Here is a 19,215-nt window from a genome sequence, read left to right on the forward strand (position 1 = left end):
GTTGGTTCCGCTTGTACTCAAGGCCGGCCCCCAGCTTACGCGGCCGGGGACCGGCCCTCCGTATGAGGTACGCCCCTCACGGGGTCACTCCAGCAGCTGGCTCTGCAGGACCACCGTCTGCTGGAAGGGGAGGGCGGGCACGGTGCCCTTCCCGGACTGCACGATCACCGCCATCACATCGCCGGCGCTCAGGTACGCGAGGCGCACCTGCTCGGCTCCGTACGGCTTCGCCTCGACGTACGGCGTCAGCCCGATGTTCTTGGACTGGGGCGCCACGGGGAAGTCCTCGTCCCGCTCGTACAGGTCGGCGCCGCGCACCGGGTACACCGGGGTGTCGTAGGCGGTGAAGGTCTCGGAGACCATCTCCTCGGTGACGGCCACCGTGCCGAACCTGAGCAGGTAGACGCGGGTGCCGGTGCCGTCCGCGGCGGTCCAGCCGCGGGCCGCGATGTGCCGCAGACCGGCGTCGACGAGCTTGTCCTGGATCTGCTCCCGGCGCGCGTCCTCGAACTCCTCGAGGAAGTCCTTCGTCGCCAGCCAGCCGTCGGAGCCGCGCAGCGCCTTGTCCTCCGTCGCTCCCTCGGGGGCGGGCAGGACCAGGGCGCGCAGATCGGCGTAGTGGGCGTTGGTGTGGTTCGCCCTGGCGAAGGGTGCGGGGCTGCCGGAGGGCAGGGGCGGCCTGGTGAGCGCCGGGTACGCCCACCGGCCGTCCGACTCCGTGCGCAGACCCGGTACGTCCGTGCGCTCCATCCGTGTGATGCCGTACGCCGTCGACGCGCCGACCGCCGCGAAGACGGCCACCGCGGCGGTCCAGCGCAGGACGGCGCGGAGCAGGGGCCGACGGTCCTTGCGGGGTGCCTCGACGTGTTCGGGGGTCGCCGTCGGACCTTCGGGGGGCGCTGTCACCTCCGTCGGCTGTTCAGGAGCCTCTGTCACGTCCGTGGCGCTCTGCTGGTCGGTCATACCGCCTCCCCCGGGTCCGCGATGCGGTCGAGCTGTTCGCGGAGGAGCATCGCCACCCCCTTGGTGTCGAGTGGCTTCACGGCCTCCGCGGTCAGGGTGACCAGGACCTCGCCCACGTACGCGGAGCAGAACATGCCCTCGAGATCCGAGTCGTCGTCCTTGGGCGGCAGGAAGCACTTCGCGTTCTTGTGGCCCTCGATCCCCGGGCCCTTGCGGAAGATGTCCAGGGCGTCGAGGAACTCGCCCTGGAAGGTCGCGATGTCGCGCACCGCCGCCTTGTTGTCCATCTGGGACAGCTCGATGCTGACGGTGTAGACCCCCTCGTTCACGTCGAGGGCGCTGCCCTCCTCGCTGAGGTAGCTGCGCATCGCCATGCCCTTGATGCGCTGCCGGTCGATCTGCTTCTCCAGACGCTTGCGCTGGGAGCGGGGCAGGTCCTTCAGCGACTCCTTGCGCAGGGCCGCGGCGCGCGCCCCGCTGAGCTGCGCGTCGGCGCCGAACTCACCGAGGTCCGGGCCCGGGCTGAAGCCGTCGGTGCCGTAGGGGACGAGCATCGCGGCAAGACCGGTCCGGGCCGTCCCGAGTTCCGCCGGCTGGTCCCCGAAGGGCGTCTCCTTCGGGAACTTCCAGACCGGCGCCCCGGCGTCCCGGTCGGCGTCCCGCACGGTGACGGCCGTGATGCCGACCCCGGCGACCAGCGCCCCGGCCAGCACCAGGCAACCCGCGACGGCGGCGGCCCGCGCCCGGCGCCCGCGCTTCACGACGGGGTCGGCGGGATCGGCGGGCGGCACGGGCAGCTCCGGGCCGACCGGTTCCACGGGGCCCACCGAGCCGGCCGACCCGGCGGCGGACTCGTACTCCTTCTCGCTCACAGCCGCTCCATCTGCCGCTCGGCCAGGTCCATGATCTTCTTCTTGGAGACCGACTTGGATCCGTAGACCCAGATCTCCACGGCGATGTCGCCGCGCCAGGCGTGCGCCTCCGCGCTGTACACCGGCAGATAGCCGGCCTCGGTGTGCGGCTTGTGGTGGACGTACGCCATGCCGGTGCCGGTGCCGGCGACGGGCCAGCTGTCGGTGGACTCCTCGTGCTCCGCCCAGTACTGGTTGTTGTCGCAGTAGTCGGCGGCCGCGACCGACTGCTCCTGCCGGAACTGCACCAGCCGCAGCTCCACGGTGTACGCGCTGCCCTCTTTCCAGCCGGTGACGGCGGCGCGGCGGAACTCGTCGCCGACGAGGTCGCCGAAGATCTCCTTCGGCTTCTCGTACGAGTCGGCGTAGGCGGCCAGATCCATCCAGCCGTCGTCGGCCAGCCAGTCGGCGTCCTTCGTGCCCTTCGGCTTGGTCAGCAGCAGCTTGCGCAGGTCGCCGTCGGTCTTCACCTGACGGTCCCGTGCCGCCGACAGCGGCTCCGGGGCGGGGCCCTTCGCCTGCAACATCGTCGGCTGCGAGAGCGAGGGCAGCTTCGTCGGCTCCCGGTCGGCCTGGATCAGGTAGCCGGTGCAGGTGCCGGCGACCAGACCGAGCACCACGGCGCCGGCGATCAGCAGGGCGGTACGCCCACGCCGGCGAACGGGCACCTCCGCGGTCTCCGGCACGGCCGGCACTTCCGGCTGCGCCTCGGGCACATCCCCGGGCAGCCCGCCGGCCCCCTCCGCGTGTTCTCCCACAACGTCCCCCTCAGAACGTGAAGCGCGCCGTACGCAGCGCGCTTCACAGGAGACCCATGGTCAACACAAGGAGTTGTAAAGGCGTTGATTACGATTCGGGCATGGCGAAGAAGCTCGTGATCAAGGTGACCGCGGGGGCCGATGCCCCCGAACGGTGCTCGCAGGCGTTCACGGTCGCGGCGGTGGCCGTGGCCAGCGGTGTGGAGGTCTCCCTGTGGCTCACCGGGGAGTCCGCGTGGTTCGCGCTGCCGGGCCGGGCCGCGGAGTTCGAGCTGCCGCACGCCGCCCCGCTGCCCGACCTGATCGACTCGGTCCTGGCCGCCGGCCGGCTCACGCTGTGCACGCAGTGCGCGGCCCGGCGGGACATCACGGAGAAGGACGTCCTGGAGGGCGTACGGATCGCGGGGGCGCAGGTCTTCGTGCAGGAGGCACTCGCCGACGACACCCAGGCGCTGGTCTACTGACGGCGCTTCTTGCCGTCCAGCTCGTCCCACCACTCGTCCGACTTCGGGTCGCCGGAGGGGTCGTCCCACCAGCGGTCCTCGGGCCCGCGCCGGTTGGCGACCATCGCGGCGAGCGGCGGGATGACCATGGCGACCACGCACATGCCCACGGCCACCGGCACCGACCAGATGCGCACGACGCCCCACGCCAGGACGAAGAGCGCGAGGCAGGTGCCCATCATGGCGAAGTAGGCGTGCCGGCGGCGGGCGTACATGACTTCAGGGTAGGCCGAAGGGCCGCCTCCCGGGGTGTTCGGCCCACGGGATGCGGCCCTTCGCCGGTCGGTGGTTCAGACCGCGATCGCGACCTCCGCGAGGCCGCCCTGCTGGGCGACGACCGTGCGGTCGGCGGTGGCGCCGGGGACGAGGGCGCGGACGGTCCAGGTGCCCTCGGCCGCGTAGAAGCGGAACTGTCCGGTGGCGGAGGTGGGGACCTCCGCGGTGAACTCGCCGGTCGAGTCGAGGAGGCGGACGTAGCCCACCACCGGCTCGCCGTCGCGGGTCACCTGGCCCTGGATCGTGGTCTCACCGGGCTTGATCGTCGAGGCGTCGGGGCCGCCGGCCTTCGCTCCACACATGTGCTTCTCCAGAGGTCTTGAAAAGGGGGGCGGACTTACTTGTTGGCGCCGAGCTCGATCGGCACGCCGACGAGGGAGCCGTACTCGGTCCAGGAGCCGTCGTAGTTCTTGACGTTCTCGACGCCGAGCAGCTCGTGCAGGACGAACCAGGTCAGGGCCGAGCGCTCACCGATACGGCAGTAGGCGATGGTGTCCTTGGCCAGGTCGACGTTCTCCTCGGCGTAGAGCTCCTTGAGCTCGTCGTCCGACTTGAAGGTGCCGTCGTCGTTGGCGTTCTTCGACCAGGGGATGTTGCGGGCCGAGGGGACGTGGCCGGGGCGCTGCGACTGCTCCTGCGGAAGGTGCGCCGGGGCGAGCAGCTTGCCGGAGAACTCGTCGGGCGAGCGGACGTCGACCAGGTTCTGCGAGCCGATGGCCGCCACCACGTCGTCGCGGAAGGCGCGGATGGAGGTGTCCTGCGGCTTGGCCTTGTAGTCGGTGGCCGGGCGCTCGGGCACCTCGGTGCCGTCGACCAGCTCGCGGGCGTCCAGCTCCCACTTCTTGCGGCCGCCGTCGAGGAGCTTGACGTTCTCGTGGCCGTACAGCTTGAAGTACCAGTACGCGTAGGACGCGAACCAGTTGTTGTTGCCGCCGTACAGGATCACCAGGGTGTCGTTGCCGATGCCCTTCGCCGACAGGAGCTTCTCGAAGCCCTCCTGGTCGATGAAGTCACGGCGGACCGGGTCCTGGAGGTCCTTGGTCCAGTCGATCCGGATCGCGTTCTTGATGTGGTTCTTCTCGTAGGCCGACGTGTCCTCGTCCACCTCGACGACGGCGATGTTCTCGTCGTCCAAGTGGTCCTGCAGCCAGTCGGCGTCGACCAGGACGTCGCTGCGGCTCATGCTCGTTCTCCTCCGGGGCAGTTACGGCAGGGGTGTGCAAGAAAGAGAGGGTGCGCGGCCGGGTCTCGCCGGCGGCCGGCGCACGGATGCCCTCGGTTCGAGGGCGCCGGGAGGCGCGGAAGGCCGGCGGCGCTTCCGCTTCAGACGGTGCGACAGAGCATGGCGGCGACGCGGCACAGGTCGACTGCCCGCCGCTTCGTGAGATCCGCCTGTCGCTGCATCATGCGGTCGATCGTAGGGATGTAAAGGTGGGCATGTCACCAGCGCTCCGAATAATGAGACGCGATCGTCCGCATAGTGGGACAGAAGCGCGCCCGGAGCCGTCGCCGCAGGGCCTCCGGGCGCGTGTATCCGCCATCACATCTACGGTACGGACGGCGGCGTCTCGCCCTTCGGACACCGCCCTCCGGCGCCGGGGTCCTACCCGGCCAGCCGCACGTTCGAACCCTTCACCGTGATCTCCACACCGCTCTTCCCCGCTTCGACCTTGTCGAGCTGGATCCCGCCGGGCAGGTCGTCGATCTTCTGCTCGAAGTCGGTGATCGAGCGCACCTCGTTCTCGGCCGCGGTCACCCCGCCGAAGCTGGGCAGCGAGTCGGCGTGCACACGCACGGTGTCGCCCTCGGCGGTGACCGTGCTCAGCACGGAGACGGGCTGCGGAAGCGTCTTGCCGAACACGGTCGCCTCGACGGTGACCTTGATCTTGCCGTTGCCGCCGTCGGAGAGGCCGATGACGCGGGCGGTGACGCCCGGCGCGACCTGGGTGGGCTCGGACTTGGCGGTCTTCAGCAGCTCGTCGTAGGCGACGGTCGCCGTGCCGGAGGCCGTGGCGGCGGTGGCGGAGCTGTAGTCGCCGGAGAACTCGACGCCCTTCATGTCGGCCTGGAGGTCGTCGATGCGGATCGTCCGGCCGTTGGTGCCGGTGGCCGCCTCGTAGTCCTTGATGCCGACCTCGACGTCGTCCAGCGAGCCGCCGACCACCTGGGTGAGGAAGGGGAAGCCCTTGATGGACACGTCCGGGGTCTCGGCGAGGCCCTCGCTGGTCCTGAGCTTGTCCGCGGCCTCGCCCTCGGCGAAGTGGACGGCGAGACGGTCCGCGAGGACGAACAGGCCGCCCAGGATCACCACGACGATCAGCAGTATTCGAAGAGCACGCATTGCCGTTTGTTCCCCCGGGTGGCCCGACAGTCGGTTGGACGATCCACCGTAACCCTGAGCGGAGGGGCGCCCCGGGGATTGTCGATCGGCTGTGACAGACCTTGACCGATCCTTACCCCAGCGCCCGCCCCAGCACATACACCGCCGGTGCGGAGGCCGCCAGCGGCAGCGCCACGCCCGCCGTGAAGTGCACGAAACGGGAGGGGTAGTCGTAGCTCGCGACCCGGTGGCCGATCAGCGCGCACCCCGCCGCGCCGGCACCGAGCAGCGCGCCCGGCGCGCCCATGCCTGTCATCCCGCCGACCGCGATACCGGCGCCCGCCGCGGCGAGCAGCGAGACGACGACCGAGGCGGGGGTGGGCAGCTGCAGCGCACGGGCCAGGATCGCCACCGCGACCGCCGCAGCGCCGACGGTCACCGCGTCCGGGTCGGCGCCGAGGTGCCCGGTGGCGACGACGGCCAGCGCCGAGGAGGCGACGGTCGCCATCAGGCCGTACATCCGCTCGTCCGGGTCGGCGTGCGAGCGCAGCTGGAGGACCAGGCAGAGCAGCACCCACACGCCCAGGGTGCCGAGGATCGCGGCGGGCGCGTTCTCGCGGCCGGCCGCCAGGAGCGCCACGTCCGAGACCAGCGCGCCGAGGAAGGCGAGCGCGATGCCCTGCCGGGCCGGCCACATGCCGTTCAGCCGGAACCAGCCCGCGGCCGTGACGGCCTGCAGGACGACGAGCGGGACGAGAAGGGCGTACGACCCGACAGCCGCCGCACCGGACAGGAGCAGGCCGAGGAGCGCGGTGAGCGCGGCTGGCTGCATGCCGGGCTCGATGATCGGCGAGCGCCCCTCCAGACGGGCGCGCTGGGCATCGGTGACACGGGCGTTGCCGGCGAGGGTGGCGGGGCCGTAGCCGGGAGCGTCGCCCCCGGCGTCGGGGGACCCGGCCCCACCGCCCGGGGCGGCGTCGGGAGACCATCCCCCGCCCGGGGCCGTCGTCCCGCCGGCAGCACCCGGCGCCATGTGGCCGGGGTCCGCGACAGGCGTGGCGGCACCGGGCGCCGCGTATCCGCCGTGGTAGCCCTGCTGCGGATACCCGGCGCCGTACCCCTGCTGCGGCGGGTACGCCGACTCGGCCGGGTCGGCCGCGGGGACCTGCGGCTGGACGTTGGTCTCCCAGGTCTGGCCCTGCCACTGCTGGGTGTACTGGAGGTGGGCCTGCGGGTCGTCGTACCCCTGCTGCTCGCCGGGCCAGCCCTGCTGGTCGTAGCCCGGATACTGCTGATACGGCTGCTGGTCGGACATCCTCACCCTCCTGCGAACGGCGGGAGCACCTCGACCGTGCCGCCGTCGGCCAGCCGTACCGTCTCATGTTCACGGGTGCCCACGGGGTCACCGTCGACGAGGAACGAGCATCGTTGCAGGACACGTACGAGTTCCCCGGGGTGTCGCGCCCGCGCGGCGTCGAGGGCCTCGGCGAGGCTGTCCGCGTCGAACGGCTCCTCGGCGACCCCGGCCGCGGCCTTGGCGGCCGCCCAGTAGCGCACCGTGACCTTTGCCATCTCGTCCCTTGTCTCGAATCGGCTCTTCAACAGGGTTCAGGCTAGCCCGCCCGCGAGGCCACCCAGTCCCCGATCCGGGCCAGCAGGACGTCGTCGGCCGCGTGCTCGGCGTGGCCCATGCCGGGCTCCAGCCAGAGTTCGCCATGGTCACCGGCGGCCGCGTGGAGCATGCGGGGATGGTCGAGGGGGAAGTAGCCGTCGCGGTCGCCGTGGACGATCAGGAGGGGCGTGGGCGCGATCCGGGGGACGGCCTCCGTCGGGGAGAGCGGCACCGGGTCCCACTCCCGGTGATGAATACGGGTGCGGAAGCCGTAGCGGCCGACCAGGCGGCCCTCGGGGCGGGTGACCAGCCAGTGCAGCCGGCGCATGGGGGCGGTTCCCCGGTAGTACCAGCGGGCCGGCGCGCTCACCGAGACGACGGCGTCCACTCCCTGGTGGAGGGCCGCGTGCCGCAGCACGACCGAGCCGCCCATCGAGAAGCCGACGGTGGCCACGCGCGCGTGGGGCTGGAGTGCGTGTGCCCACTCCACCGCCGCCGCCAGGTCGAGCACCTCCCGGTCGCCGACCGTGGAGCGCCCGCCGGAGCGGCCGTGGCCGCGGAAGGAGAAGGTGACGACGGCGCCGTGCCGGGCGAGGGCGTCCGCCACACGGCGCACGTGCGGGCGGTCCACGTCGCCGGTGAAGCCGTGGGCCACGACGAACACGAGGTGACCGGTGGATGACGCCGAGGTGTTGTATACGACCGCACCCGGGTCATATACGGAATCGATGGAAATCCCGTCGGTGGTGGGCAGAAACGTCCGCAATGGGGTACCACTGCCCGTCTCGGGATGCGGACGATCGATGGAACGCGCCACATGACCTGCCGGACTGCTGCTCATGTGGGCTATTCTGCTGGACAGAGGACTCGGGCAGCGTAGCCCCCGGGTCCTTTTGTGCTTTCGGACGCGTTGTATACGAAGCGGGAAACTCCAGGTGACCGCCGGTGTACGGGCCTTCGGGATCGCAGAGCAGACCGCAGATCGCTGTGCAGTCGTGCAGTGCAGTGCCGCAGTGCCGCAAACGTCCTCGCAGGGACCGAGGAGGAACCAGACGTATGAGTTCTCTGCTGCTCCTGACCAATGCCCTCCAGCCGTCGACAGAGGTGCTTCCTGCCCTCGGTCTGCTGCTGCACAACGTCCGCGTGGCTCCGGCGGAAGGCCCCGCTCTCGTCGACACCCCCGGTGCCGACGTCATCCTCATCGACGGCCGCCGCGACCTTCCGCAGGTGCGCAGCCTGTGCCAGCTGCTGCGCTCCACCGGGCCCGGCTGTCCACTCATCCTGGTCGTCACCGAGGGTGGTCTCGCCGCCGTCACCGCCGACTGGGGCATCGACGACGTTCTGCTGGACACGGCGGGCCCCGCGGAGGTCGAGGCGCGCCTGCGGCTGGCCATGGGCCGCCAGCAGATCGTCAACGACGACTCCCCGATGGAGATCCGCAACGGTGATCTGTCGGTCGACGAGGCGACGTACAGCGCGAAACTGAAGGGCCGGGTCCTCGACCTCACCTTCAAGGAGTTCGAGCTGCTGAAGTACCTGGCCCAGCATCCTGGCCGGGTGTTCACGCGCGCACAGCTCCTGCAGGAGGTGTGGGGCTACGACTACTTCGGCGGCACCCGTACGGTCGACGTGCACGTACGACGGCTGCGCGCCAAGCTCGGTCCGGAGCACGAGTCGCTGATCGGCACCGTCCGGAACGTGGGTTATCGATTCGTTACGCCCGAGAAGGCCGAACGCGGCGCCGAGGACGCGAAGACCAAGGCCGAGCGGGCAAAGGCGGACGAAGCGGACAACGCGACCGCTCTGGACACCGAAGAAGTCTCGACGGAGGCGTAGTACTGGCCGGTACCGATCGGTTACCCACCGGTACCGGCCGGATCCGCTCGTCGGAGGCATCGCCTCCGGCTGGGGAACGTGACGTACGCCCTGCCCAGAGCGGGTCCATCCGCGTAGACTCCGCGCGTGGCCAAGGTGACTCGGGACGACGTCGCACGACTGGCGGGTACCTCCACCGCCGTCGTCAGCTACGTCATCAACAATGGACCCCGGCCGGTCGCCCCGGCCACGCGCGAGCGTGTCCTCGCCGCGATCAAGGAGCTGGGGTACCGGCCGGACCGGGTCGCCCAGGCGATGGCGTCCCGGCGCACGGACCTCATAGGTCTGATCATCCCGGACGCCCGTCAGCCCTTCTTCGGCGAGATGGCGCACGCGGTCGAGCAGGCCGCGTCCGAGCGCGGAAAGATGGTCCTCGTCGGCAACACCGACTACGTCGGCGAGCGCGAGGTCCACTATCTGCGGGCCTTCCTCGGGATGCGCGTCTCCGGCCTGATCCTGGTCAGCCACGCGCTCAACGACCTGGCCGCCGCCGAGATCGAGGCCTGGGACGCCCGGGTCGTCCTGCTGCACGAACGCCCCGAGGCCATCGACGACGTCGCCGTCGTCACCGACGACGTGGGCGGCGCCCGGCTCGCCGTGCGGCACCTCCTGGAACACGGCCACGAGTACGTCGCCTGTATGGGCGGCACCGCCGAGACACCCTCCGTCGGCGACCCCGTCTCCGACCATGTCGAGGGCTGGCGGCGGGCCATGGCCGACGCCGGCGTCAGCACCGAGGGCCGGCTCTTCGAGGCGCCGTACAACCGCTACGACGCCTATCGCGTCGCGCTCGACCTGCTGTCGGGCCCCAACCGGCCGCCCGCGATCTTCTGCTCCACCGACGACCAGGCGATCGGCCTGCTGCGCGCGGCCCGCGAGCTGCGCATCGACGTGCCCGGCGAGCTCGCGGTCATCGGCTTCGACGACATCAAGGAAGCGGCGCTCGCCGACCCGCCCATGACAACGATCGCCTCGGACCGCTCGGCCATGGCCCGGGCGGCGGTGGACCTGGTCCTGGACGACGGGGTGCGGGTCGCGGGGTCGCGGCGGGAGCGCTTGAAGGTGTTTCCGTCGCGGTTGGTGGTGCGGCAGTCGTGCGGCTGCGCATGAGCGCATACGCGTGGAGCTGACCGTATGAAGGGTTTCTGAGAGACCCGCCCAGACGCACGGATCCGTCTTTATTTCGGGCGAACGAGGTTCTGGCGGGCTTCTCAGGGAGCACTCAGGGAGCTCTCATGGTCGCGGGACAAGCTTCTTGTCATGACCGAGAGCATCCGCCGCAGCGGCGAGTACGAGAGCCACGAGCACTTCGACAACCCGTACCAGGGCGCCCAGCAGCACGCTTCCTCCCCCGTCAACCCGGAGTGGCCGCCCCCGCCCGCGTACGAGCCGGCTCGGCAGCAGCCGGCGCAGCATCCGGTGGTCGAGCCCACCGCGGTGTGGCAGACGCAGGCCGAGGCCTCCGCGGGCGGGGACGGCAGCGGCGGCGGAACCGCTCTCCTCACCCCCGTGGCCGCCGAGCCCGCCCCCGAGTCTCCGGCCGGCGGCAGGAAGAAGCGCACCCGCGGCCCGCTGGCGCTGCTCGCCGCCGTGGCGATCGTCGCCGCGGCCATCGGCGGCGGCACGGCGTACGGCATCCAGGAGCTGACCGGCAAGGACACGGTGGTCTCCTCGTCCACCACGACCAGCGTGGTGCCCTCCAGCAAGACCGGTAACGTCGCGACCATCGCCGCGGCGGTCAGCCCCAGCGTCGTCGAGATCAACGCCACCCTCGGCAACGGGTCGTCCACCGGCTCCGGCGTGATCATCACCAGCGACGGCGAGATCGTCACCAACAACCACGTCATCACCGGCGCCTCCTCGATCAAGGTGACGACCAGCGACGGCAAGTCGTACACCGCGAAGGTCGTCGGCACCGACAGCAAGAAGGACCTCGCGCTGATCAAGCTGGAGAACGCCTCCGGCCTGAAGGCGGCGACCCTCGGCGACTCCGACGGGGTCCAGGTCGGTGACCAGGTCGTGGCGATCGGCTCCCCCGAGGGGCTGACCGGCACCGTGACGAGCGGGATCGTCTCCGCGCTCAACCGGGACGTGACCGTGTCCACCGACGAGAGCCAGCAGCAACAGCAGGGCGACGGCCAGTGGCCCTTCGAGTTCGGCGGCCAACAGTTCAACGGCGACACCGGTACCTCCACGACCACCTACAAGGCGCTCCAGACGGACGCGTCCCTCAACCCCGGCAACTCCGGAGGCGCGCTCATCGACGCCAGCGGCAACATCATCGGCATCAACTCCGCGATGTACTCCGCCGCGTCGTCCGCGTCGTCCTCGGACGCCGGCAGCGTCGGCCTCGGCTTCGCCATCCCGATCAACACCGTCAAGTCCGACCTGGCCGGCCTGCGGGCCGGCGGTTCCGACAGCTGACACATCCACCGAGTCCGAGCAGGGAGTACGTCATGATCAAGCAGGTTTCGCACACGGTGACCGGTGTCGGCGCGGCCGACCTCGCCCTGGCCCTCGACGTGGTGTACGAGCTGCACGCGCCGGTGCGGCAGCTGGTCGTACGGGCACCGGAGGTGGCGGCCCCGCAGCCGGTCCCGCAGCTGATGGGCCTGCACACCACGGCCGCCCGCCCGCACCGCCGCAAGGTGCCGCTGAACCGCATCGCGGCGATGCGCGGCTGATCTCACGCCGCACCGCTCTCTACGCGCCGGCCGGGAGACATGCGAGGCTGAAGTCGTTCAGCACGCCCCGTCTGCCGCCCCGTTCCCCCGCACCCGAGGATCCACGCCCATGAGCCCCGCCGAAGGCGACCGTGACACCCAGCGCATCCTGATCGTCGACGACGAGCCGGCGGTGCGCGAAGCACTCCAGCGCAGCCTGGCCTTCGAGGGCTACGACACGGAGGTCGCCGTCGACGGCGCCGACGCCCTGGAAAAAGCGACGGCCTACCGCCCCGACCTGGTCGTCCTCGACATCCAGATGCCCCGCATGGACGGCCTCACCGCGGCCCGCCGCATCCGCGGGGCGGGCGACACCACTCCCATCCTGATGCTCACGGCCCGCGACACGGTCGGCGACCGCGTCACCGGCCTCGACGCGGGCGCCGACGACTACCTGGTCAAGCCGTTCGAACTGGACGAGCTGTTCGCCCGGGTGCGTGCGTTGCTGCGGCGCAGCTCCTACGCGGCGGCGGCCGGCTCGGCCGCCATGGAGGAGGACGAGGCCCTCACCTTCGCCGACCTGCGCATGGATCTCGCGACGAGGGAGGTGACGCGAGGCGGGCGTCCCGTGGAGCTCACCCGCACCGAGTTCACGCTGCTGGAGATGTTCATGGCACACCCGCGCCAGGTCCTCACCCGTGAGCAGATCCTCAAGGCGGTCTGGGGCTTCGACTTCGAGCCGTCCTCCAACTCCCTGGACGTGTACGTGATGTACCTGCGCCGCAAGACGGAAGCCGGCGGCGAACCGCGCCTCGTGCACACCGTGCGGGGTGTGGGGTATGTGCTGCGACAGGGCGGCGCGGAGTGAGGAAGCTGCTACGACGGTTCCGGACCCTTCCCATTCGGGCCCGGCTGTCGATGCTGGTCGCCGCCGCTGTGGCTTTCGCGGTGGCGGCGGTTTCGGTGACGTGTTGGTTCATTGTGCAGGGGAAGCTGTACGAAGAGCTGAACAACGACCTTGAGCAGGGCAGTTCTCGTGCGCAGCCGGCACAGCTCGTGGCCGCAGCGCTCAGCACGTGTGCGCAGTCCCCTTCCGACGCGTTCCCGATCGGCGGCCCGCGTTTCCAGGGGTACTCCCAGCTGGTCCAGTCGAACGGCAAGTCCTGTCTCTACGGCTCCTCCACCGCGCTGGTGAAGGTCACCGGCAGCGACAAGAACGTGGCCAAGGATCAGCAGGAGAAGGTCTTCCGCAACGGCGTCGACAAGGAGGGCGACCCGGTGCGCGTGCTGACCATGCCGCTCATCGTCGACGGCGCCGATGGGCAGTACATCGTCAAAGACACCGCGCTCATGATCGCCGTGTCACTGAAGAGCACCCAGTCCACCCTCAACGAACTGGCCCTGATCCTCCTCCTCGTCTCCGGCGTGGGTGTCCTCGGCGCCGGCGCCGCCGGTCTCGCCGTGGCCCGTGCCGGCCTGCGCCCCGTCGACGAGCTCACCGAGGCGGTCGAGCACGTCGCACGGACCGAGGACCTGGGGATCCGCATCCCCGTCGAGGACGACGCCGAAGACGAAGTGGCCCGTCTCTCCCGGTCGTTCAACTCCATGACCGCCTCCCTCGCCAACTCCCGCGAGCTCCAGCAGCAGCTGATCGCGGACGCCGGGCACGAACTCCGCACCCCCCTCACCTCCCTCCGTACGAACATCGAACTCCTCACCCGCAGCGAGGAGACGGGCCGCCCCATCCCCGCCGCCGACCGCAAGGCGCTCCTCGCCTCGGTGAAGGCGCAGATGACGGAGCTGGCGTCGCTCATCGGCGACCTTCAGGAGCTGTCCCGATCGGAGGGCCAGCGCGGGGAACGCGTCCAGGTGGTGTCCCTGGAGGACACGGTCGAGGCCGCCCTGCGCCGGGCCCGGCTGCGCGGCCCCGAGCTGACGATCAACGCGCATCTGGAGCCCTGGTTCACGAGGGCGGAGCCGGCCGCGCTGGAGCGCGCCGTGGTCAACATCCTGGACAACGCGGTGAAGTTCAGCCCCGAGGGCGGCACGATCGACGTCCAGCTGACCGAGGGCGTCCTCACCGTCCGCGACCACGGCCCCGGCATCCCCGAGGACGAACTCCCCCACGTCTTCGACCGCTTCTGGCGCTCCCCCAGCGCGAGGGCCCTCCCGGGCTCCGGCCTCGGCCTCTCCATCGTCGCCCGCACGGTCGAACAGGCCGGCGGCAACGTCACCCTGGCCCGCGCCCACGGCGGCGGCACGGTGGCGACCGTACGGCTGCCGGGGGCGGCCACGCCTCCACCCGAGGTGCCGTAGCCGGACGAGGATCCTGAGGAACTGCACGAGATCCAGCGGTGCAACCGTCACTCCAGAGGTCCCGGCGCCGTAAGAGAGACCACGGCAACCTTTCCGTCCCAGGCGGCGACCATCCACCGACGCACGCCCCACCAGTGATCCCCTCCTGGAACGGAACCCGCAGATGAGTGAATCCCGCCGCGCGCCCAGCACCGGCTCCCGCCCCCGGCACCGCAAGCGCCGCACCGCACTCGCCGCAGGCATCCCCCTCGTCCTGACCGCCGCCGGCACCCTCGCGTACGGCACGGACCTGGGCCTCTTCGGCGCGGACGCCCAGCAGAACGCGTCGGCCGCGACCGCCGCCCCCGCCTGGGCCACCGCCACCGCCGACGGCTTCGCCTCCGTCGACGCCCTGGGCCAGAACGGGACGTACGGCGGCCGGGACGGCAAGACCGTCACGGTGAAGACCCTCGCCGACCTGGAGAAGTACGCGACCGCGAGCGAGCCGTACGTCATCGTCGTCGCGGCCACCATCGACATGGACCCGGTCGGGAAAGAGATCAAGGTCCAGTCGAACAAGACCATCATCGGGTCCGGTACCAGCGGACAGATCGTCGGCGGCGGCTTCTTCCTCGGCCAGGGCGTCCACAACGTGATCATCCGGAACCTCACCATCCGGGACGCCTACCAGGGCGTCTGGAACGACAAGGAGCACGACTACGACGGCATCCAGATGGACGGCGCGCACCACGTCTGGATCGACCACAACGACATCCGGCACATGGCCGACGGGCTGATCGACAGCCGGAAGGACACCACCTACCTGACCGTCTCCTGGAACAAGCTCAGCCAGGAGAACAAGGCCTTCGGCATCGGCTGGACCGACAACGTCACCGCGGACATCACCATCCACCACAACTGGATCCGCGAGACCGAGCAGCGCAACCCGTCCACGGACAACGTCGCCCACGCGCACCTCTACAACAACTTCCTGGAGGACGTGGCGGGGACGGACATCACGTCGTCGTACGGGAACTACTCGCGCGGGAAGACCAACATGCTGCTGGAGAACTCCTACTTCCAGGGCCTGACCAACCCGGTCGTCAGGGACAGCACCGCCACCCTCGTCCAGCGCGGCAACGTCTTCTCGGGGACGACGGGCAAGAACGAGAGCGGCGGAACGGGCGGCGCCTGGGACCCGAAGACGTACTACTCCTACACGCCGGACAAGACGGCCGACGTCCCCGCTCTTCTCAAGTCGGGCGCGGGACCCCGTAGTTCGCTCGGTACCACCACGACCACGACGACGAAGGCCGCCGCGGCCACGACGCTCACCGTCGCGGCGGACGGCAGCGGCCAGTACAGGACCGTCCAGGCCGCCGTGAACGCCGTACCCGCGAACAACCCCTCCCGGGTCGTCATCTCCGTCAAGCCGGGGACGTACCGCGAGCTCGTCAAGGTTCCGGCGAACAAGCCGCACGTCACCATCCAGGGATCCGGCGGCAGCCGCAAGGACACGGTGATCGTCTACAACAACGCGTCCGGCACCCAGAAGCCGGACGGCTCGGGGACGTACGGCACCGGCGGCAGCGCCACCGTCGCCGTCGAGGCCGACGACTTCCAGGCCCGCAACCTGACGATCTCCAACGATTTCGACGAGGCCGCCCACCAGGACATCGCCCAGCAGGCGGTCGCCCTGCGCACGTCCGCCGACAAGGTGTTCCTCGACGGTGTCATCGTCAGCGGCGATCAGGACACCCTGCTGGTGGACACGGCGTCCAAGGACAAGCTGGGCCGCGTCTACATGACCAACTCCTACGTCATCGGCAACGTCGACTTCGTCTTCGGCCGGGCGACGGCGGTGATCGACAAGTCGGTCATCACGCTGAAGAAGCGCTGGAACGGCACCTCGGCGGGGTATGTGACGGCCCCGTCGACCGCCGCCGGCCGCAAGGGCTTCCTCATCGCCAACTCCACGGTGAACGGCGACGTCTCCGACCGCAGCTTCCACCTCGGCAGGCCCTGGCACGCCGGCGGCGACGCGACCCTCGACCCGCAGACCACGGTCCGCAACACGGTCCTGAGCGCCGCCATCAAGACCACCCCCTGGACCGACATGAGCGGCTTCTCCTGGAAGGACGACCGCTTCGCCGAGTACCAGAACACCGGCGCGGGCGCGGGCAGCGCGAGCAGCGACCGTCCCCAGCTGACCGCCGCCCAGGCCGCCGACCAGGAGGTCGCGGACTGGCTGGGCGACTGGACCCCGTCGGCGACGTGATCCCAGCCCGTCCACACCCTTCTGCCAGGTCGGCCACAGTCCTTCGCCGCACCGTGAGGGGATGGTGAATGACGTGGTGAAGGGGACCGGGACGGGGGCGGCGGGGCGGATCCTGCTCGCCGACGACGACGTGGACGTACGGGAGGGCCTCGGCAGGTTGCTGCGCTTCGAGGGCTACGAGACCGTCCTCGCCGGCGACGGCCGCCTCGCCCTCGACCTCCTGGGAGCCCCCGGCGGAGCCCCCGACCTGGTCCTCATGGACGTCACCATGCCGGGCCTCGACGGCCTGGCCGCGACCCGCCGGATCCGGGCCTCCGGCAGCACCGTCCCGATCCTGATGATCACCGGCCGGGACGCCGTGGGCGACCGCATCGTCGCCCTCGACAACGGGGCGGACGACTACCTGATGAAACCCTTCGCGGCGGAGGAACTCCTCGCCCGGGTCCGCGCCCTCCTGCGCCGCGCCACCCGTCGCCCACCCGCACCCCGCGAGCCCGCCGCGGCGGACCTTCTGGCCTTCCATGACATCGCCATGGACCTGTCCACCCGCTCGGTGATCCGAGGGGGCCGCCTCCTCGACCTCACCCGCACCGAGTACTCCCTCCTGGAGTACCTCCTGCGCCATCCGGCCAGGGTCCTCAGCCGCGCCCAGATCCTTCACGACGTCTGGGGCCTCGACTTCGAACCGACCTCCAACACCCTCGACGTCTACGTCATGTACCTGCGCCGGAAACTGGAGACGCGCGGCGAACCCCGTCTCATCCAGACGGTGCGGGGGCTGGGCTACATGCTGCGGGCGGGCTGACCCGCGTCCCGTGTCTACAGCCTCAGCACCAGCGTGTCCTCCGCCGGGCGGTTGCGCGCCCAGGGCTCGGTCAGCCGGGCGTAGGACGGGCAGCGCACGATCAGGTCGTCGTGGGTGCCCTCGTCGACCAGTCGGCCGTCGTCGATCACGAGGACGCGGTCGGCGTCGGGGGCGAGGCTGAGGTCGTGGGTGATCATGATCGTCGTACGGCCGGCCATCAGACGGCGGAGGGGCTGGACGATCCGGCGGGCGGCCACCGAGTCGAGGCCGGCGGTGGGTTCGTCGAGGACGAGGACCGGGGCCGCGCGGAGCATGGCGCGGGCGATGGCGACGCGCTGCAGCTGGCCGCCGGAGAGGGCGGCGGTCCCGGGGGCGATCGGGGTGTCGTAGCCCTGGGGCAGGGCGGTGATGAAGTCGTGGGCCGCCGCGCCCCGGGCCGCCTGTTCGATCTCCGGGTCCGTCGCGCCGGGGCGCCCGCACGCGATGTTCTCCCGGATCGTGCCGTTGAGGACGAGGGTCTGCTGGGGGAGGAGGGCGATGTGCTCGCGGACGAATTCCAGGGGTACGTCCGTGAGGGGCACGCCGTCCAGGCAGATCACGCCCGCCTCGGGGTCGTAGAAGCGGGTGAGGAGCTTGGCGAGGGTGGACTTGCCGGCTCCGCTCGCGCCGGTGACCAGGATCAGTTCGCCGGGGCCGGCGGCGAAGGTGACGTCCCGGAGGGAGGGGCGGGGCGCGTCGGGGTAGGTGAAGCCGACGCCGTGGAAGCTGAGCCGGCCCAGGACCGGCCAGGACGGGACCGGGTCGGCCGGGTCGTGGACAGCGGGTTCCGCGTCCAGGATCTCGGCGATGCGGTCCGCGCCCGCGGTGGCCGCGGTGACCGTCAGACCCAGTTGGCCGAGGCTGCGGACCGGCGGGTAGAGGTAGCCGATGAAGGCGGCGAAGGCGAGGAGAGTGCCGAGGGTCATACGGCCGGCCGAGATCTCCCAGACGCCGAGGCCGATCACCGACAGGACGCAGAGGGTCTCCACGACCTCGACGAACTGCTCGTACATCTCGCTCAGCCGCGCCCCGCGTACGCTCGCCCGCATCCAGGCCCGTGCCTCGCCCTCCAGGCGTCGCTCCTCGTCGGCGCGGCGGTTGTACGCCTGGGTCAGGACGACGTTGCCCAGGGACTCCTCCACCACCGAGGTGATCGCGCCGTCCGCGACCCGTTCGTCCTGCGAGGCCTGCTTGATGCGGCCGGAGAAGCGGCGGGCGGCCAGGAGGAAGAGCGGGGCGAGGAGGAAGGTGGCCAGGGCCAGGTCCCAGCGCAGGTACAGGGCGGCGGTCGCGTAGAAGAGGGCGGAGAAGGCCGCGGAGATCGTGCCCACGACACCCGACACGACCAGTTGCTCGATCGCCTCCACGTCCCCCGTCAGGCGTTCCACCAGATCGCCCTGGCGGTGCCGCTGGAAGAAGTGGGGTGGCAGGTCCTGGACATGGGTGAACGTCTTCGCGCGCAGGCGCAGGACGAATCGTTCCGCCGTCCAGGTCGCCAGCGAGTTGCCCAGGTAGCCGACGAGCGCGCCCAGCGCGGCGACGACCAGCCAGGCGCCGGCCGGTCCCCAGAAGGCGGAGAGCGAACCCGCTTTCAGCGCGTGGTCGGTGAGTTCGGCGAACAGGAGGATGGAGGCGGTCTCGGCGAGCGCGGAGACCACCACGCAGGCCACGATCACCAGCATCCACCTGCGGTCGCCGCGGGTCAGCGGCCAGAAGCGGCGGAAGGCCCCACGGGCTTCCCTCATCGTCGACTCCTTCCCGTACATGACTTCCCGTACATGGCCGAGGCGGGGCCACCGGTGGTGGCCCCGCCTCGTGGCGTCCCGTCAGCCCTGGTGCGCGACCGGGCGGCGCTTCGGGGCGGGCTTGGGGGCGGTCTTCTTCTTGGCGGCGGGCTTGCAGTTCTTCTTGGCGACC

At 70.7% G+C, this 19,215-nt stretch carries 21 protein-coding genes; 9 read left to right on the plus strand and 12 right to left on the minus strand.

All coding sequences use genetic code 11. From position 1 onward, the window contains the following. Nucleotides 1–84: 84 nt before the first annotated feature. From ACIBVL_RS38600 to ACIBVL_RS38610, 3 genes are read right to left on the minus strand one after another with little or no spacing between them, the layout of a single operon-like run. Nucleotides 85–963, minus strand: a complete 879-nt coding sequence (locus tag ACIBVL_RS38600; protein ID WP_399105097.1) for a hypothetical protein — start codon at nt 961–963, stop codon at nt 85–87. Further along, a complete protein-coding gene (locus ACIBVL_RS38605; RefSeq protein ID WP_399105099.1) occupies nt 960–1,835 on the minus strand; it encodes a hypothetical protein in 876 nt (291 codons plus the stop codon). Before ACIBVL_RS38605 ends, ACIBVL_RS38600 begins: the two co-directional genes overlap by 4 nt. Then, nucleotides 1,832–2,632, minus strand: a complete 801-nt coding sequence (locus ACIBVL_RS38610; protein ID WP_399105100.1) for a hypothetical protein — start codon at nt 2,630–2,632, stop codon at nt 1,832–1,834. The genes ACIBVL_RS38605 and ACIBVL_RS38610 overlap by 4 nt, the downstream gene beginning before the upstream one ends. Before the next feature lie 101 nt (nt 2,633–2,733). Here ACIBVL_RS38610 and ACIBVL_RS38615 point away from each other — a divergent pair, with 101 nt between their 5' ends. Continuing rightward, the gene (locus ACIBVL_RS38615) at nt 2,734–3,096 is read left to right on the plus strand and encodes a DsrE family protein (RefSeq protein ID WP_399105102.1); all 363 of its coding nucleotides are present in this window, start codon (nt 2,734–2,736) and stop codon (nt 3,094–3,096) included. On the opposite strand, the gene ACIBVL_RS38620 is transcribed toward ACIBVL_RS38615, so the two are convergent. The 8 genes from ACIBVL_RS38620 to ACIBVL_RS38655 form a co-directional block, all read right to left on the minus strand. After that, complete coding sequence (locus ACIBVL_RS38620) at nt 3,090–3,350, minus strand: DUF3099 domain-containing protein (protein ID WP_399105104.1); 261 nt, start codon at nt 3,348–3,350, stop codon at nt 3,090–3,092. The two genes, ACIBVL_RS38615 and ACIBVL_RS38620, sit on opposite strands and share 7 nt — an antisense overlap. 75 nt (nt 3,351–3,425) lie before the next feature. Beyond that, nucleotides 3,426–3,713: a DUF1416 domain-containing protein gene (locus tag ACIBVL_RS38625; protein ID WP_020122955.1), complete on the minus strand. Its 288-nt coding sequence runs from the start codon at nt 3,711–3,713 to the stop codon at nt 3,426–3,428. A gap of 35 nt (nt 3,714–3,748) precedes the next feature. Continuing rightward, on the minus strand, nt 3,749–4,594 hold the full coding sequence (locus ACIBVL_RS38630; protein ID WP_399105107.1) for a sulfurtransferase: 846 nt from the start codon (nt 4,592–4,594) through the stop codon (nt 3,749–3,751). 140 nt (nt 4,595–4,734) lie between these two features. Next, a complete protein-coding gene (locus ACIBVL_RS38635) occupies nt 4,735–4,818 on the minus strand; it encodes a putative leader peptide (RefSeq protein WP_352348054.1) in 84 nt (27 codons plus the stop codon). 196 nt (nt 4,819–5,014) lie between these two features. Next, the gene (locus tag ACIBVL_RS38640) at nt 5,015–5,752 is read right to left on the minus strand and encodes a DUF2993 domain-containing protein (RefSeq protein WP_399105109.1); all 738 of its coding nucleotides are present in this window, start codon (nt 5,750–5,752) and stop codon (nt 5,015–5,017) included. 112 nt (nt 5,753–5,864) lie between these two features. After that, nucleotides 5,865–7,046: a hypothetical protein gene (locus ACIBVL_RS38645; RefSeq protein WP_399105111.1), complete on the minus strand. Its 1,182-nt coding sequence runs from the start codon at nt 7,044–7,046 to the stop codon at nt 5,865–5,867. 2 nt (nt 7,047–7,048) lie between these two features. Continuing rightward, nucleotides 7,049–7,303, minus strand: a complete 255-nt coding sequence (locus ACIBVL_RS38650; RefSeq protein WP_399105113.1) for a MoaD/ThiS family protein — start codon at nt 7,301–7,303, stop codon at nt 7,049–7,051. Between the two features lie 41 nt (nt 7,304–7,344). Beyond that, nucleotides 7,345–8,184, minus strand: coding sequence for an alpha/beta hydrolase (locus ACIBVL_RS38655; RefSeq protein ID WP_399105115.1), 840 nt, complete (start codon nt 8,182–8,184; stop codon nt 7,345–7,347). 215 nt (nt 8,185–8,399) lie between these two features. Here ACIBVL_RS38655 and ACIBVL_RS38660 point away from each other — a divergent pair, with 215 nt between their 5' ends. The 8 genes from ACIBVL_RS38660 to ACIBVL_RS38695 all read left to right on the plus strand — a co-directional run bounded on the left by ACIBVL_RS38660 (nt 8,400) and on the right by ACIBVL_RS38695 (nt 17,259). Beyond that, entirely contained in the window at nt 8,400–9,179 is a 780-nt protein-coding gene (locus ACIBVL_RS38660) for a response regulator transcription factor (RefSeq protein WP_399105117.1), read from the plus strand. 126 nt (nt 9,180–9,305) lie between these two features. After that, nucleotides 9,306–10,328, plus strand: a complete 1,023-nt coding sequence (locus ACIBVL_RS38665) for a LacI family DNA-binding transcriptional regulator (RefSeq protein WP_399105119.1) — start codon at nt 9,306–9,308, stop codon at nt 10,326–10,328. A gap of 150 nt (nt 10,329–10,478) precedes the next feature. Further along, nucleotides 10,479–11,642 (plus strand): S1C family serine protease, encoded by a 1,164-nt coding sequence (locus ACIBVL_RS38670; RefSeq protein ID WP_399105121.1) that lies wholly within the window; start codon nt 10,479–10,481, stop codon nt 11,640–11,642. A gap of 32 nt (nt 11,643–11,674) precedes the next feature. Beyond that, the gene (locus ACIBVL_RS38675) at nt 11,675–11,902 is read left to right on the plus strand and encodes a hypothetical protein (RefSeq protein WP_399105123.1); all 228 of its coding nucleotides are present in this window, start codon (nt 11,675–11,677) and stop codon (nt 11,900–11,902) included. Between the two features lie 109 nt (nt 11,903–12,011). Continuing rightward, the gene (locus ACIBVL_RS38680) at nt 12,012–12,749 is read left to right on the plus strand and encodes a response regulator transcription factor (RefSeq protein WP_399105125.1); all 738 of its coding nucleotides are present in this window, start codon (nt 12,012–12,014) and stop codon (nt 12,747–12,749) included. After that, on the plus strand, nt 12,746–14,197 hold the full coding sequence (locus ACIBVL_RS38685) for an ATP-binding protein (RefSeq protein ID WP_399105127.1): 1,452 nt from the start codon (nt 12,746–12,748) through the stop codon (nt 14,195–14,197). Before ACIBVL_RS38680 ends, ACIBVL_RS38685 begins: the two co-directional genes overlap by 4 nt. A 163-nt stretch (nt 14,198–14,360) precedes the next feature. Next, a complete protein-coding gene (locus tag ACIBVL_RS38690) occupies nt 14,361–16,454 on the plus strand; it encodes a pectinesterase family protein (protein ID WP_399105129.1) in 2,094 nt (697 codons plus the stop codon). A gap of 61 nt (nt 16,455–16,515) precedes the next feature. Then, on the plus strand, nt 16,516–17,259 hold the full coding sequence (locus ACIBVL_RS38695) for a response regulator transcription factor (RefSeq protein ID WP_399105131.1): 744 nt from the start codon (nt 16,516–16,518) through the stop codon (nt 17,257–17,259). Nucleotides 17,260–17,273: 14 nt separating this feature from the next. Here the strand turns inward: ACIBVL_RS38695 and ACIBVL_RS38700 are convergent, their stop codons facing one another. Next, a complete protein-coding gene (locus ACIBVL_RS38700) occupies nt 17,274–19,043 on the minus strand; it encodes an ABC transporter ATP-binding protein (RefSeq protein WP_399105133.1) in 1,770 nt (589 codons plus the stop codon). Nucleotides 19,044–19,215 lie beyond the last annotated feature (172 nt).

It is taken from the genome of Streptomyces sp. NPDC049687, assembly GCF_044465285.1.
GTDB lineage: Bacteria > Actinomycetota > Actinomycetes > Streptomycetales > Streptomycetaceae > Streptomyces.